Below are 14,890 nucleotides of genomic sequence, written 5' to 3' on the forward strand. Positions count from 1 at the left end.
CGTCTTCGGCCTGCTCTCTCCTTGGGCCGCTCGCGCTAACGCGGCCCGGGCTCCTCGGGGGCATCGCCGTCGTGGGTCTGGGCCGCGATGTGCACGGTCTGGGGCGCGGAGGCGGGCTGGGCCGGGTCGGCCTCGGCCGGGAGCGCCTGCGCCGTGGCCATCACGCCGGTGGCCGTCGCGGTGGCGGCCGGCGGCGCGGAGACGCGCGGCCCCACGGCGGCGGACAGCACCTGGGCGTTGGGCAGCCGGTACTCCCCGTCCGAGGCCTCGATCCGCACGTACGTCAGGCCGATCTCCAGGACCGTGCCGTCGAACTCCCCGCCGAGCGGCCCGGACCACAGGTGCACGTCGTCGCCGACCACGAACGGCTTGGACAGCAGCAGGATGATGCCGGCGAACAGGTTCGCGAGCGTCTGCTGGGCCGCGATGCCGACGAGCACACCGGTCAGGGCGCCGCCGAGCACGAGCTGCCCGACGGGCAGGCTGAGCAGTTGCATCGTGAGCACCAGGGTGGCGAGCCCGGCGATGAGCACGATCAGCAACCGCACCATCGTCGCGTGCGCGTTGCCGATGCGCGGCAGCAGGATGTCGCGCGCCCGCCCGGACAGCCCCAGCGTGGCGCCGAACCCGAACACGAAGAACGCCGCGGCGCAGCCCGCCGCGGCCATCTCCAGCGGAAGACTGCCGTGCACGTCCCGTGAATGCTGGCGGGCGAGGATCGATCCGATCATGGCGAGCACGGCCAGGAGCAGCGCGAAGATGGACCGCCACGGCCGTGCGCGGTTCCGTACCTTGGCCACCTGTTCCACCAACTGGTCGACCATCTGGGTCTGGTTCACCCGCGAACTCCTCCACGCGGTCGAGGCATCGGGCACTCCGGCCCCAACCGTATCGGCGGTGTCCCGAGCCTCTGCCGCGCGGTCCGTGCTCGCGCGTAATCCGTGCCGGGCCATTGTCGTACGGATCCGTGCGGTTGTCTCGGTCCCGGCGCCGAGTTGTCCACAACCCCGCCCTTCGGCCCGCGAGCGTCCCCGGCGCCTTCTAAAGTGGCCGCTTGACGTCCTCCCCCGCCTGAAGGCAGGGGATTCCAACCCGATCCCCTACGCAGAGGAGGGAACAGGTTGAGGTTCGCGGTTCAAGGCCCCGCCCGACGGCTGGAGGGCTCCCCGCGCTGTCACCGTCCGTCCGACGGCGATGTTCTTGGCCGCGTTCACATCCGCGTGATCGACATGCCCGCAGGCGCGACAGCGAAAGACCGCTTGGCTCTCACGGTTATCCGCTGCGCAATGCCCACAGGCATGACAGATTTGAGACGAGTACGCGGGATCGATCTTCTCCACCCGGCCCGCAGCCTTCTGCTCCAAGCGGGTCGCCAGCTGGCCCCATCCGGCCGCGTGGATGGAACGGTTGAGCCCGGCCTTGGCCCGCACGTTCACCCCCGGTGCGGCGATGGTGCCGCGTGCGGAACGGACCATGTTCTTGATCTTCAAATCTTCGACGCGGATCAGGTCGAAGCGGCGGGCCAGATCGGTGGAGGTCTTCTCCACCCAGTCCTTACGCCGGTCGGTTTCGCGGGCTTTCAACCGGGCGATCGCGATCTTGATGCGCCTGCGCCGGTTCGACCCCGGCGCAGCGCGCGCCAACCGGCGCTGCAGCCGCCCCAGCCGCTCGGCCTCCGTCTCGCGCAGGCCCGACGCCGAGGACAGCTCACCGGTGGACAGGGCGGCCGAGACGGCCACACCACGATCCACACCCACGACCACACCCGTACCCGGCCCCTCGACCGGTCGCGGGATCACCGCGAAACAGACATGCCAGCGGCCCGCCCGATCCCGGTTCACCCGAAACGACTTGGCCTCGGCGGGGATGTCACGGGACCAGCGGAACCGCACCCAACCCACCTTCGGAACCCACACCTCACCCACCATGCGAGACAGCCGCCGAACATCCCACTGACGACCGCGCTGCCCAACAATCCGGAACCCCTCATGCACACCCGCCTTACGCCACCTCGGACGCCGATGCGTCCCGGCGAAGAAATTCGTAACGGCCTGAGCGAAATCCCGCAACGCCTGCTGCTGCACCGTCTGAGACCCCGCCGCCAACCACGCGAACTCTCTCCTGGCCTCAGTCAACTGACGGGACTGCTCGGCATACCCCGGCGCACTCACCCGCCCCGGCCGCCAATGCAGATGCTGCTCACACGCGAGATTCCAGACATACCGGGCATGTGCGCAGTGCTCCAGCAACGCCGCGTCTTGAACGGGCGTGGGCTGGAGCCGAAATCGCATGCCACGACGCTAACCACCACCACCGACATTCCAAGGAGGGAGCGGCGTTTCTTCCCCGATCTGAAGACCGGGTCTCCACGCCGCGCAGCCGCATGACCGCCCCGGCTCTCGATCTCCACGACAGCGACGCGTCGCAGGTGCTGCGACGGGTCTTCGGCTACGACGAGTTCCGCGAGGGGCAGGGCGAGATCATCGAGCACGTCGTGGCCGGGGGCGACGCCCTCGTGCTGATGCCGACGGGCGGCGGCAAGTCCCTGTGCTACCAGATCCCGGCTCTCGTACGGCGCGGCACCGGCGTGGTCGTCTCCCCGCTCATCGCGCTCATGCAGGACCAGGTCGACGCCCTGCGCGCCCTCGGCGTACGGGCCGACTTCCTCAACTCCTCGCTCGACTACGACCAGCAGCGCGTGGTGGAGGCGACGTTCCGCGCCGGGGAGCTCGACCTGCTCTACCTCGCGCCGGAGCGGCTGCGGCTGGAGTCGACGCAGAAGCTGCTCGACGGCGGCGACATCGCGCTGTTCGCGATCGACGAGGCGCACTGCGTCTCCCAGTGGGGGCACGACTTCCGGCCCGACTACCTCGCGCTGTCCGCCCTGCACGAGCGCTGGCCCGACGTGCCGCGGATCGCGCTCACCGCGACCGCCACCCCGGCCACCCACCAGGAGATCGCCGGCCGCCTGCGGCTCGAAGACGCCCGTCACTTCGTGGCGAGCTTCGACCGGCCGAACATCCAATACCGCATCACCCCGAAGACCGAGCCGAGGCGCCAGCTCCTGGAGCTGCTGCGCACCGAGCACGCGGGCGACGCGGGCATCGTCTACTGCCTGTCGCGCAGTTCCGTGGAGAAGATCGCCGAGTTCCTGGTGGCCAACGGCATCCCGGCGCTCCCCTACCACGCGGGCCTCGACGCCGGCACGCGCGCGGCCAACCAGGCGCGGTTCCTGCGCGAGGACGGCGTCGTCATCGTGGCGACGATCGCGTTCGGCATGGGCATCGACAAGCCCGACGTGCGTTTCGTCGCCCACCTCGACCTGCCCAAGTCGGTCGAGGGCTACTACCAGGAGACCGGCCGCGCCGGGCGTGACGGGCTGCCGTCGACGGCCTGGCTGGCGTACGGCCTGCAGGACGTCGTCCAGCTCCGCAAACTGGTCGAAACTTCCGAGGGGGACGACGCGCACCGGCGCCGGCAGGGCCGGCACCTGGACTCCATGCTGGCCCTGTGCGAGACGGTGGAGTGCCGGCGGGTGCAGCTGCTCGCCTACTTCGGCCAGGAGGGCAAGCCGTGCGGCAACTGCGACACGTGCCTGACGCCGCCCGAGTCCTGGGACGGCACGATCGCCGCCCAGAAGGTGCTGTCGGCGGTGTACCGGCTCGACCGTGAGCGCCGGCAGCGGTTCGGGGCCGGCCACGTCATCGACATCCTCATGGGCAAGAAGACGCCGAAGGTCATCCAGTTCGACCACGACGAGCTGACCGTGTTCGGCGTCGGCGCCGACCTGTCCGCGAACGAATGGCGGGGCGTCGTCCGGCAGCTGCTGGCCCGCGGCCTGCTGGCCGTCGAGCCCGACCACGGCACGCTGGCGCTCACCGACGGGAGCGCCTCGGTGCTCCGCCGCGAACGCGAGGTCTTGATGCGCCGCGAGCCCGAACGCACCCCGAAGGCCAAACTCGCCAAGGCCGCGAAGGCCGCCGCCGCCGAGCTGCCGGAGGAGGCGGCACCCGTCTTCGAGAAACTCCGCGCCTGGCGCGCTGCCAGCGCGAAGGAGCAGGGCGTCCCGCCGTACGTCGTGTTCCACGACAAGACCCTCCGCGAGATCGCCACCGTACGCCCGTCCTCACTGGAGGAGCTGAGCACGGTCAACGGCGTCGGCGAGAACAAGCTGGCAAAGTACGGCCAGCAGATCCTCGACACCCTCGCCGAGTAGCCACCCCCGGTCCGAGCGTTCCACTCATGCCGCTGGACCTCGAGTGGACGCGAGATCGGCGAAGGCGCTCTCCTCCCCTGGGGCCCGTAGCGAACGCGTCTCCTTGTGGAACCGCGGGGTCACGCCGGTGACGGGTGGTGGCGGCTGGTCCGGGGACGGTCATCGAAGTCCCGGCGGACAGGTTGAAATGCGAGGAGCCCCCCGAGGTGATCGCGGCCTGAACGGCGTGCGGCGCGAGCGCACGAACGCTGCCGACCGCCCTTCGGAGGCGGCGGTCGTTCCCACCCGGGCCGCGAGGTCCGCCACACTCCACCGACCACGGCGAATGACCCCACAGGCGAGGGGTTGTCGGCCGCACCCAGGCGTGGTATTACGGTAAACAACTCTTACAAAACCGGTTTAGCAAGCGGCCTCCCCCTGTCGATAGGTTGACCAGATCTCGCTGGTCAAAGCCGAAAAAACCGGTTTGTAACACCACCTCAAGTCCGCCAGCATGAGGAGGATCGGAATGCGACTCACCCATCGAATGGCGTACGCGGCCGTCGCGCTGCTCGCCGCCTTAGGCCTGACCGCGGCCGGCAACGCCGGGACCGTCGCCGTCGCACGGCCCATCGCCACCGGCGCTCGCCGCCCCGATGCCGTGCGACCGGCCGCCACGGCCGCCGGCGTCGTCGCCTACCTGAAGACGATCTCCGGTGATCACACCGTCTCCGGGCAGCACAACCGCGAGCCCAACGCGTCGCCCGCCATCTGGACCGACAAGGTGCACGACATCACCGGCGTGTATCCCGGGCTGTGGGGCGGCGACTTCCTGTACTCGCAGGATGACATCGCACACCGCGCCACCATGGTGGCCGAGGCCCGCAACGAGTGGAACGCCGGCTCGCTCGTCGCCCTGATGTGGCACATGTGCCCGCCCACCATGGCCGAGCCGTGCGGCTGGGAGAGCGGCGTCGAGAGCCACCTGACCGACGGCCAGTGGAGTGAGCTCGTCACCAACGGCACGGCCCTGAACAACGCCTGGAAAGCCCGCCTCGACACGATCGTCCCGTACCTGCAGAGCCTCAAGGACGCCGGCGTGCCCGTGCTGTGGCGGGTTCTGCACGAGATGAACGACGGCTGGGCGTGGTGGGGCGGACGCCCGGGCCCCGGCGGCAGCGCGAAGCTGTACCAGCTCACCCACGACTACCTCGTGGGCACCAAGGGCCTGACCAACCTGATCTGGGTCTGGAACGTCAAGGACCTGAACGCCGGCGCCATCTCCGGCTACTACCCCGGCGCGTCGTACGTCGACGTGGCCACGCTGGACAGCTGGAACAACGCGTTCCCGCCGAGCCAGTACTACCAGGCGATGCAGTCGGTGGCGCCGGGCAAGCCGATCGCGCTCGCCGAGGTGGGCACGCTTCCCACGCCGGCGCAGCTCGCCGCGCAGCCGAAGTGGACGTACTTCATGGTCTGGGCGGAGTACCTGACGAACGACAACAGCGACGACGCCATCAAGGCCACCTACTACGACTACCAGGTCCTGCACCGGGGCGACATCCACCTGTGACCGGATGAGACGGGCCGCCGCGCGGGTCAGGGGCTCAGGCCGAGCTCGCCCGCGCGGAGACCCGCCTGGAAGCGGGAGTCCGAGTCGAGGGCGCGCAACAGCTCGGCCACCCGGCGGCGGTAGGTGCGCAGCGAGATGCCCATGCTCCGGGCGGCGACCTCGTCGGTCATGCCCGCGCCGAGGGTCCGCAGGATCGCCCGGCCGTCCGGGCCGATGAGCGGCAGCTCCAGCCGGTCGGCCAGGGACGCGGCCGCCTCCCAGGTGGCGTCGAACAGCGCGTGCACCGGGCCGATCAGTCCCGGTGACGTCGTCACGGTGAACTCCCGGTCGCCCTGCACCCACGGACCGGCGAGGATCATCACCCGTCGATCGATGATGATGGTCTCGTGCGGGAGGCCCGCCTCGCAGATGCGCACCTGGGCGCCGATGCCCAGGAGCTGCAGCAGTTGCTCGCGCTGCCCGGCGTCGGCCAGCGCGGCCGAGGTGTAGAGCTTGCGTACGGTGAGGTCCCTCTGCTGGATCGTCGGCTGCATCCGGGCGGCGATGACGGTCCGCGTCGAGGGCTGGGACCAGGTGTCCATGTCGGTCGCGGCGCACAGGAACTCTTTGTTGACCCCGGTGAACAGGTGCCCGGCGCGCGCGGCGAGCTGGCCCTCGCCTCGGACGGTGATGACCTGGTCGTTCGGCATGTTCTCCAGTCTGAGGCGGCCGAGAGCGCGGGGCAATGGCAGTTTGCTGTCAGCGAATGGCCGCCTCCCGGTTTCCGCAGCAGGGTTGAGCCCATGACGACGAACATCATGGCCGCCGCGAGCGGCGAGTTCACCTTGGGCGGCGACCGGCCGGTACGCCGGATGGGCTTCGGCGCCATGCGCCTTCCCGTCGGCGTCTTCGGCGGCACGCCGCGCGACCCGGAGACCGGCATCGCGGTGCTGCGCCGCGCGGTCGAGCTGGGAGTGAACCACATCGACACGGCCGGTTTCTACGCGTGGGGCGGCGTCGAGGCCAACGACCTGATCCGCCGGGCGCTGTCCCCGTACGCCGACGACCTCGTGATCGCCACCAAGGTCGGGCCGCTGCGCGGTCCCGACGGCCTGCCGTCCAGCCAGGCCGGCCCGGAGCGGCTTCGCGAGCTGGTCGAGGACGACCTGCGCGCGCTGGGCCTGGACCGTTTCGACCTGGTCTACCTGCGCATCGGCGGCATGGCACGGGATCCGGAGGAGTCGCTCGGCGAGCGGTTCGCCGTGCTCGCCGGGCTGCGTGAGGAGGGCCTGATCCGGCATCTGGGCATCAGCAACGTGGGCGCGGAGCAGCTCGCGGAGGCGCGGTCGATCGCCCCGGTCGCGGCGGTGCAGAACCACTTCCACGTGCACCACGCCGACGACCTCGGACTGCTCCGCCAGTGTGAGGAACTGGGCGTGGCGTACGTGCCGTACTTCCCGCTGGGCGGAGGCGACCGGCCCCTCGACGCCGAACGCCTGGCGAAGGTCGCCGCGCGGCACGACGCCACCGCCGCCCAGGTCGCGCTGGCCTGGCTGCTGGCGCTGTCCCCGGCGATGCTCGCGATTCCCGGGACCGGCTCACCCGAACATCTGGAGGAGAACGTCGCCGCCGCGGCTCTCACCCTGACCGAAGAAGACCTGGCCGAACTCGCGGGGCAGAACGGCTGAACGTCCGCGTCAGTCCCGGCACGATCGTGCCGGGACTGACCTGTTCCCTCGTCACGTCCCGGCGCGGCGCGTGGAGTACGACACGTACCGTGGGCCGCCGAGTCTCCGTCAATGGTCACGCTTTAGCAGTTTTCGAATTGTTCGCCGTTCGTTGAGACGCCGCGTTAATTTCTTCGCGACAGCACGCGACAACGGAAGGTCGAGCATGCCCACGATGAAGAGGTTGGCCGCGAGCGGTGTGGTGGCGCTGGCCGCCGCGGGGACTTCGGTGATCGCCGCGAGCCCGGCCCACGCCGACTACAACCGCTGCCCCTACGGCACGGTGTGCCTGTTCACCGAGACCTGGGGGAACGGCACCATGTGGCGGGTGCCGCACTGTGGCGACAACGCGCTGCCGGCCTCGGTCTCCATGGCCGTGAAATCGGCTCGCACTTACGGCAACAGCATTTCGTTCTACTACAAGGACAGCGCCGGTAGCCTTTGGAACACCGGCGCCGTCAACACCTGGACCTCGACGAACCTCGGTTCGGAGTCGGCGAACAAATTCAACCTCGTCACTGTTTGGTGCTAGGCCGCGGCCTCGTTCGGCGAGGCGGTCTCGCGGGAAAGGACGTCGCGTAGTGCGGCCGCCGTGCGCTCCGGGGCCAGGTCGGTGACGTACGCGCCGGCGGCCAGTTCGCTGCCGGCCAGGAACTTGCGCTTCGTCGCCGTCCGGTACGGCGGGGACAGCTCCAGGTGCAGGTGCGTGACGTCGCCGTGGCCGCCGGTCGCGGGCTCCTGGTGCACCGCCATGACGTACGGCATGGAGAAGCCGAACAGGCCGTCGTAGGCGACCAGGACCCGCTTGAGGACGCGTGCCAGGTCGTCCCGCTCGGGTGCGGTGAGCGACGGCAGGGCCGGCGCGTGGCGGCGGGCGCTGATGTACACCTGGTACGGGAACCGCGCCCAGAACGGCACGTACGCCGCGAACGCGTCACCACGGACGACGAGCCGTTCGCTCGTCTCCTCGCGTACCACCACGTCGCACCACACGCATGAGCCGTGCTCGGCTCGGTACCGTCGCGCGGCGGCGATCTCCTGCGCCGGGATGGGCGGGATGTCCGGGTAGCCGTAGACCTGGCCGTGCGGATGGTTGAGGGTGACGCCGATCTCCTCGCCCTTGTTCTCGAACGGGAAGACGTATCCGATCTCGGCGCGGCGGCCGAGCACGGTCGTCCGGTCGGCCCACACGTCCACGAGGGCGCGCAGCCGGGCGACCGGCAGCTCGGCCAGCGTGGCGTCGTGGTCTTCGGTGAACACCACGACCTCCGCCCGGCCCACGGCGGGTGCGACGGGGGTCAGCGCGTCACCGGTCACCGACGGCTCCGGCGGGTCGGCGGTGAACGACGGGAACCGGTTGTCGAAGGTGACCAGGTCGTACGAGGGGGCCGGGATCTCGGTCGGCGGTCCGCCGGGCGCGGTCGGGCACAGCGGGCACTGGTCGGCCGGCGGGAGGAACGTACGGTTCTGCCGATGGGTGGCGAAGGTGACCCACTCGCCACGCGTCGGGTCGTATCTCCGCTCCGTCATGGAATTTCCTTCGTCGCGTAGTAGGTGATGGCACGGCCGTCGGCGAGCCGGTCCTGCTCGGACCGCAGCGCGGGTACGGGCCCGGCGAGGTGACGCAGCAGGTCCGCGAGCACCGCCGTGGCCATCGGATCGCCCTCCCGGGCGGCCGTGAGCAGCGGAAACTGGCAGACGAGCAGCCGGCCCGGCCCGACGCGCGTCTCCCCGACGACCGTGCCGGCGATCTCGTCCGGGAACGGTTTCCACATCCCGGCGATCAGGTGTTCGGGGAAGGGACCGTCGCCGAGACGGGTCCACACCGCGTCCGGCACGATCGTCATCGGCTCGGTGGTCAGGACGGTGGCCGGCGGCAGCGCCGGTACCGCCAGCTCGCCCGTCGTGAACAGGAACGGCGTCGACCCCCAGGCGGTGGCCACCTCGGTCAGCTCGGCGGGGATCGGCAGGTGCCGCGCCCGGTCCGCGTCCTGGGCCAGCACGAGGACCGGCCGGCCGGCGGCCAGGGACTCCGCGACCAGGGCGCCGCTGTCGGCGTCCAGGGCGCCCTCGGCGACGACGAGCGGCGCCGCGTCGTCCGTGACGATCTCCGCGCCGGCCAGGCTCGCGGAACCGGCGAGCCGGACCGCCACCCGCGCGGGCTCTACGGACACCACGTGCAGCGGATACCGGTTGACCACGGTGACGCCGTCGCCGGTCAGCCGTACCGTCAGCTCGTGCGTCCCGGTCACCTCCGGCGCCGGCACGCGGACCGTCGCCACCTCCGACGCGGTGTGCGCGGGCAGGTCCACCGGGCCGTACCGAACCGTACGGCCGCGCAGGGCGGCCTCGATCGTCACCCCGGTCAGCGCCGGGCCGTCGTTGGCCACGGACACCGGCAGCTCCACCGCCTCGCCCGCGGCCACCGTCCAGGAGGTCCGTGCGACGATCGGCAGCACGTCCTCGCAGGCGAGAGCGAGCTCCGCGAGCGCGGCGGGTTTGCCCTCCCGCTCCAGGCTCCACAGGCCGTTGAACTCGTGCGGCACGTCGGTCAGCTCGGTGAGGCACCAGCCCGCGATGCCGTCGTGACGGCGGAACAGCTCGATCTGCAGCCGGTCGGCGAGGCCCTGGTAGCGCTGGGTGCCCTCGACGAACGCCGCGGCAGTACGCGGCCAGGGCGTCCGCTCGATCGCCGCCCTGAGCGTGTCGCCGTACCACCAGAACGGCGCGTTCTCGCGCGGCTCCAGTGACGGCAGCCCCCAGTCGCCGAACTCGCTCATCAGGAACGGGCGCGGCGAGGCCGCCCACGGGGCGGCCTTGGCCGCCAGCTCGGTCAGGTACGCGGTCGACAGCCGCCCGTACCAGTGCGCGGTCAGGATCGGGCTGGCGAACACCCGGCCGGGGTCGGGGTCGACCCAGTCGTTCTCGATCACCGGCCGGGTGGGGTCGGCCTCCGTGACCGCCGCGTACATGCGCCGCGCGAACCCCTCGTACCCGTCGCTCGCGCGCGAGGGCTCGTATTCGAGGCCGAGCTCGTTCATCGCCGACCACAGCACGACGCTCGGGTGGTTCCGGTCGCGGCGGACCTGCTCGGTGGCGGCCGTGGCGCAGCGGTCGGCGACCTCGCCGTCCGCGCCGAGCTCGGCGTGGGCGATCGGCTCGGCGACCGGGATGTCGCAGTGCACCAGCATGCCCAGTTCGTCGCACACGTCGAGGTAGACCGGATCGAACGCCTTGATGTGCAGCCGCAGCGTGTTCAGCCCGAGCCGCTTGGCCGCGGCGACCTCGGCGACGATCGCGTCGCGGCCGGGCTCGGCGTACAGGGTGCCGGCGTAGAAGCCCTGGACCAGCGCGCTGCGCATCCGGTACGGCTCGCCGTTCAGCAGCAGCCGGTCGCCCGCGACGGCGATCGTCCGCAGCCCGAACCGCGTCGTGCGCGTGTCGCTGATCTCCTCGCCGGCGGCGACCGTGACCTCCGCCTCGTGCAGCACCGGCGACTCGGGCGACCAGCGCGCCGCGCCCGACGCGCCGAAGGCGAGGACCGCACGGCCGTGCCCGCCCGGCGGCAGCACGACCTCCGCCTCCCGCACGTCGCCGGGCACGGCGACGCGTACGCGCGCGGTCGCGGTGTCCGGCGAGCGGTTGGACAGCTCGACGGCGACGGTCAGGTCCGCCGGGTCGCCGTCCACGAAGACGTCGTCGACGGCGACCGGCCCGTGGCGGCGCAGGGTGACCGACTGCCAGATGCCGCCGTAGGTCAGGTAGAGGCTGGGCGGGCTGGGGAAGGCATGGTTGGCCCAGCCCTGCTTGCCGTGCGCGGTGCGCGGGTGCTCCGGGTCGTCCAGGGCGTGGTCGGTGACGCGCACGGCGAGGACGTTCTGCCCCGCGACCAGCGCGCCACCGGGGTCGAGCTCGAACGGGGTGAACGCGCCGACGTGGCCGCCCAGCGCGACGCCGTTGAGGTACACCTCGGCGACGTCCATGACCGCGCCGAACCTCAGGGTCCACCGGCCGGACGGGTCCGCGCAGTCGAAGGTGCGCCGGTACCAGACCACGCCGTCGAGGGCCGGATCGATCTCCGCCTCCCAGAGCCCGGGCACGGTCACGGGCCGCGACGGGACGTCGGCCAGCCCGGCGATCCCCGGGTCGCCGACGATGAGGTCCCAGGTGCCGTCCAGGGTGAGATGCATCATTTCCCTTCGAGAGGCGGGCTCAGACGGTGAGCCGGATGACGTTCCAGGACACCGGCGGCAGCTCTACGAGCAGCGGCTCACCGGCCCGCACCGGGACCTCACTCCGCTGGGGCGTCACCCGGCCGGGCTCGGCCTCGGTGTTGGCCGCGCCCGTGTCCGCGTCGGACAGGACGATCCGCTCGGCGCTCCGCACGCCTGGCAGGGCGCGCAGGTCGAGGGTGAGACCGACGGACTCCTCCACGTCGCGGTTGACGGCGAAGACGGTGACCCCGTCGTCGTCGTGGGTCGCCACCGCGTCCACCAGCGGCACGTCGCCGTACTTGGCGGTCTCCACCCGCGGCGCGTCCAGCACGACCCGCAACGCGTCGCCCTTCGCGTACGCCGCCGCGTGCGCGAAGGGATGGAAGATGGTCTGCCGCCAGGCGGGGCCGCCCGGCTCGGTGCGGATCGGCGCGAGGAGGTTCGCGAGCTGCGCCTGGCAGGCGACGCCGACCCGGTCGGCGTGCTTGAGCAGCGAGATCAGCAGGTTTCCGACCACGACGGCGTCGGCGACGTTGAACAGGTCCTCGCTCATCCGGGGCGCCTGCTCCCAGGTGCCGCCCTCGAAGGAGTCGGTGTACCAGACGTTCCACTCGTCGAAGGAGAGCTGGATCCGCTTGGACTTGCGCAGCTTGGCCCGTACGTGGTCGGCGGTGGCGATGACGCCGTCGATGAAGGCGTCCATGTCGACCGCCGAGGCGAGGAAGCTCGGCAGGTCGCCGTCCTGGCCGTAGTAGGCGTGCAGGGAGACGTAGTCGGCCTCGTCGTAGCAGTGCTCGAGGACCGTCGCCTCCCAGCTCCCGAACGTCGGCATGTGCCCGTTCGAGCTGCCGCAGGCGACCAGTTCGACCGACGGGTCGACGAGCTTCATCGCCTTGCCGGTCTCCTGGGCGAGCCGGCCGTACTCTGTCGCGGTCTTGTGCCCGATCTGCCACGGACCGTCCATCTCGTTGCCGAGACACCACAGGCCGATGCCGTACGGCTCGGCCCGGCCGTTCTTCACGCGGCGGTCCGACAGGGCGGTGCCGCCCGGATGGTTGCAGTACTCCAGCAGGTCGACGGCCTCCTGGACGCCGCGGGTGCCGAGGTTGACCGCCATCATCGGCTCCACGCCCGCCCGGTCGGCCCAGGTCATGAACTCGTGCAGCCCGAAGGCGTTGGTCTCCAGCGACTGCCACGCGAGGTCCAGGCGGGCCGGGCGTTCCTCGACCGGCCCGACGCCGTCCTCCCAGCGGTAGCCGGAGACGAAGTTGCCGCCCGGGTAGCGGACGACGCTGACGCCCATCTCGCGGGTGAGCGCCAGGACGTCCTCGCGCAGGCCGTCCGCGTCGGCCCGCGGATGGCCGGGCTCGTAGATGCCGGTGTACACGCAGCGGCCCATGTGCTCGACGAACGAGCCGAACAGGCGGGGCCGCACCGGCCCGACGCGGAAGGCCGGGTCGAGGATGAGAGTCGCGGTCTTCATTTGAGTCCCGTCGTGGCGATGCCTTGGATGAACTTGCGCTGCACGAAGAGGAACGCGATCACGATCGGCAGGGTCGTGAGCGTCGCCCCGGCCATCACCACGCCGTACTGCGAGACGTGCTGTCCCATGAACAGGGCCAGCCCCGCGGGCAAGGTCTCCATCCGCGTGCTCGTGGTGAAGATCAGCGGCCACAGCAGGTCGTTCCAGTTGAACATGAAGTCGAACAGGGCGATCGTCAGCAGGGCCGGTTTGGACAGGGGAAGGATGATCCGGGCGTAGATCCGCCAGTCGCCGGCCCCGTCGATGCGGGCCGCCTCGTCGAGCGAGCGCGGGATGCCGAGGAAGAACTGGCGCAGGAAGAAGATCCCGAAGGCGTTCGTGGCCCGCGGGATGATCATGCCGGGGAAGGTGTTCATCAGCCCGAGCTTGGCCACGAGCTGGTAGATCGGGATGAGCGTGACCTGGTACGGGATCATCAGGAACAGGATGATCGCGATGAACAGCGCGCGGCGGCCGGGGAAGTCCAGCCGGGCCAGCGCGAACGCGCACATCGAGTTGAACGCCAGGGAGAACACCGTCACGCCGCCCGCGAAGATGATCGAGTTGAGGAACTGGCGGGCGAACGGGATCTGCCGGGTCACCTCGCGGTAGTTCTGCGTGGTGACGTGCTCGGGCAGCAGTTGTGCGGGGTTGCCGGTGATGTCCGCCTCGGGCTTGACGGAGGCGAAGACCATCCACACGACCGGCAGCACGATCACCGCAACGGCCACCAGGAGACCGGCGTAGAGGCCGACACGACGAACCATCAGTACTTCACCTGCCGCCGGCCGAAGTAGAAGTTCTGCACGAGGCTGATCAGGAAGACCAGGAACACCAGCACCCACGCGACCGCCGAGGCGTAGCCGAACTCGAAGTCCTTGAAGCCCGTGCGGTAGACGAGGTACACCAGCGTCTCGGTCTTGAAGAACGGGCCGCCGTGCGTCATCACGAAGATCTGGTCGAACGCCTGCAGCGAGGCGATCGCCGCGATGACGAACACGAACAGCGTCGTGTTGGACAGCAGCGGCCACGTGATGTGGCGGAACCGCGCCCACGGCCCGGCGCCGTCGATCGCCGCGGCCTCGTAGAAGTCGTTCGGGATCGTGCTCAGGCCCGCCAGGTACATCACCATGTAGAACCCGGCGTTCTTCCAGACCCCGACGAACATCACGTACGCCATCGCCCAGTTCGGGTCGTTCACGCCGTTGCCGAGCGACAGGCCGACGTGCTGGAGCCAGCGTGGGAGCACCCCGATGTTGGGGTCGAGCACGAAGTCCCACGCGATGCCCATGACGCCGAACGAAAGCACGGCGGGCAGGAAGATCGCGGCGCGGAAGAACGACCGGCCGCGCAGGCGGCGGTGCAGCATCAGTGCGAACACCAGCGCCAGCCCGACCGCGAGGGGCGTGACCACGGCCGCGTACACCAGCGTGTTGACCAGGTCGCCGCGGAACGTCGCGTCCGCGAACAGCTTCCGGTAGTTGCCCAGCCCCACGAACGTCGGCGGGGCGAACTGGGACGCCTCATAGAAGGAGGTGCGCAGCGACCAGATCATCGGCCAGGCGAGGAAGACGCCCAAGATGATCACGGACGGCGCGATGAACCCGTACGCGCTGAGGCTGCGCCGGGCGCGCAGCGTGAGGCCGCCGCGCGCCCGGACACCGGATCGACGCATGAACC

Annotated in this window: 12 protein-coding genes; 4 read left to right on the forward strand and 8 right to left on the reverse strand. The window is 70.6% G+C overall.

Annotated elements, in window-relative coordinates:
• Window positions 1-35 precede the first annotated feature (35 nt).
• Complete coding sequence (locus ACQEV1_RS40190) at window positions 36-839, reverse strand: mechanosensitive ion channel domain-containing protein (RefSeq protein ID WP_285627742.1); 804 nt, start codon at window positions 837-839, stop codon at window positions 36-38.
• Between the two features lie 261 nt (window positions 840-1,100).
• On the reverse strand, window positions 1,101-2,291 hold the full coding sequence (locus ACQEV1_RS40195) for an RNA-guided endonuclease InsQ/TnpB family protein (protein ID WP_433401712.1): 1,191 nt from the start codon (window positions 2,289-2,291) through the stop codon (window positions 1,101-1,103).
• A gap of 92 nt (window positions 2,292-2,383) precedes the next feature.
• Between ACQEV1_RS40195 and recQ the strand changes: the two genes are divergently transcribed.
• Window positions 2,384-4,216: a DNA helicase RecQ gene (gene recQ, locus ACQEV1_RS40200; RefSeq protein WP_433401714.1), complete on the forward strand. Its 1,833-nt coding sequence runs from the start codon at window positions 2,384-2,386 to the stop codon at window positions 4,214-4,216.
• A gap of 508 nt (window positions 4,217-4,724) precedes the next feature.
• Window positions 4,725-5,768, forward strand: a complete 1,044-nt coding sequence (locus tag ACQEV1_RS40205; RefSeq protein ID WP_433401716.1) for a glycosyl hydrolase — start codon at window positions 4,725-4,727, stop codon at window positions 5,766-5,768.
• A 26-nt stretch (window positions 5,769-5,794) separates the two neighbouring features.
• Here the strand turns inward: ACQEV1_RS40205 and ACQEV1_RS40210 are convergent, their stop codons facing one another.
• Window positions 5,795-6,457, reverse strand: coding sequence for a DNA-binding response regulator (locus tag ACQEV1_RS40210; protein WP_285627735.1), 663 nt, complete (start codon window positions 6,455-6,457; stop codon window positions 5,795-5,797).
• A gap of 93 nt (window positions 6,458-6,550) precedes the next feature.
• Here ACQEV1_RS40210 and ACQEV1_RS40215 point away from each other — a divergent pair, with 93 nt between their 5' ends.
• Both ACQEV1_RS40215 and ACQEV1_RS40220 read left to right on the forward strand, forming a co-directional pair.
• Window positions 6,551-7,435 carry an oxidoreductase gene (locus ACQEV1_RS40215; RefSeq protein WP_433401718.1) on the forward strand — a complete coding sequence of 295 codons (885 nt, stop codon included), beginning with the start codon at window positions 6,551-6,553 and terminating at the stop codon, window positions 7,433-7,435.
• A gap of 205 nt (window positions 7,436-7,640) precedes the next feature.
• A complete protein-coding gene (locus tag ACQEV1_RS40220) occupies window positions 7,641-8,006 on the forward strand; it encodes a hypothetical protein (RefSeq protein WP_285627730.1) in 366 nt (121 codons plus the stop codon).
• Here the strand turns inward: ACQEV1_RS40220 and galT are convergent.
• The 5 genes from galT to ACQEV1_RS40245 are packed head-to-tail and all read right to left on the reverse strand — an operon-like array spanning window position 8,003 to window position 14,885.
• Window positions 8,003-9,004, reverse strand: a complete 1,002-nt coding sequence (gene galT, locus ACQEV1_RS40225) for a galactose-1-phosphate uridylyltransferase (protein WP_285627727.1) — start codon at window positions 9,002-9,004, stop codon at window positions 8,003-8,005. The two genes, ACQEV1_RS40220 and galT, sit on opposite strands and share 4 nt — an antisense overlap.
• Window positions 9,001-11,667 carry a glycoside hydrolase family 2 TIM barrel-domain containing protein gene (locus tag ACQEV1_RS40230; protein ID WP_433401721.1) on the reverse strand — a complete coding sequence of 889 codons (2,667 nt, stop codon included), beginning with the start codon at window positions 11,665-11,667 and terminating at the stop codon, window positions 9,001-9,003. Before ACQEV1_RS40230 ends, galT begins: the two co-directional genes overlap by 4 nt.
• Window positions 11,668-11,686: 19 nt before the next feature.
• The gene (locus tag ACQEV1_RS40235) at window positions 11,687-13,171 is read right to left on the reverse strand and encodes an alpha-N-arabinofuranosidase (RefSeq protein ID WP_433401723.1); all 1,485 of its coding nucleotides are present in this window, start codon (window positions 13,169-13,171) and stop codon (window positions 11,687-11,689) included.
• Entirely contained in the window at window positions 13,168-13,977 is an 810-nt protein-coding gene (locus ACQEV1_RS40240; protein ID WP_285580495.1) for a carbohydrate ABC transporter permease, read from the reverse strand. Before ACQEV1_RS40240 ends, ACQEV1_RS40235 begins: the two co-directional genes overlap by 4 nt.
• On the reverse strand, window positions 13,977-14,885 hold the full coding sequence (locus tag ACQEV1_RS40245; protein WP_285627720.1) for a carbohydrate ABC transporter permease: 909 nt from the start codon (window positions 14,883-14,885) through the stop codon (window positions 13,977-13,979). The genes ACQEV1_RS40240 and ACQEV1_RS40245 overlap by 1 nt, the downstream gene beginning before the upstream one ends.
• Window positions 14,886-14,890 lie beyond the last annotated feature (5 nt).

It is taken from the genome of Actinoallomurus sp. CA-142502 (assembly GCF_050936355.1).
In the GTDB taxonomy this organism is placed as follows: domain Bacteria; phylum Actinomycetota; class Actinomycetes; order Streptosporangiales; family Streptosporangiaceae; genus Actinoallomurus; species Actinoallomurus iriomotensis.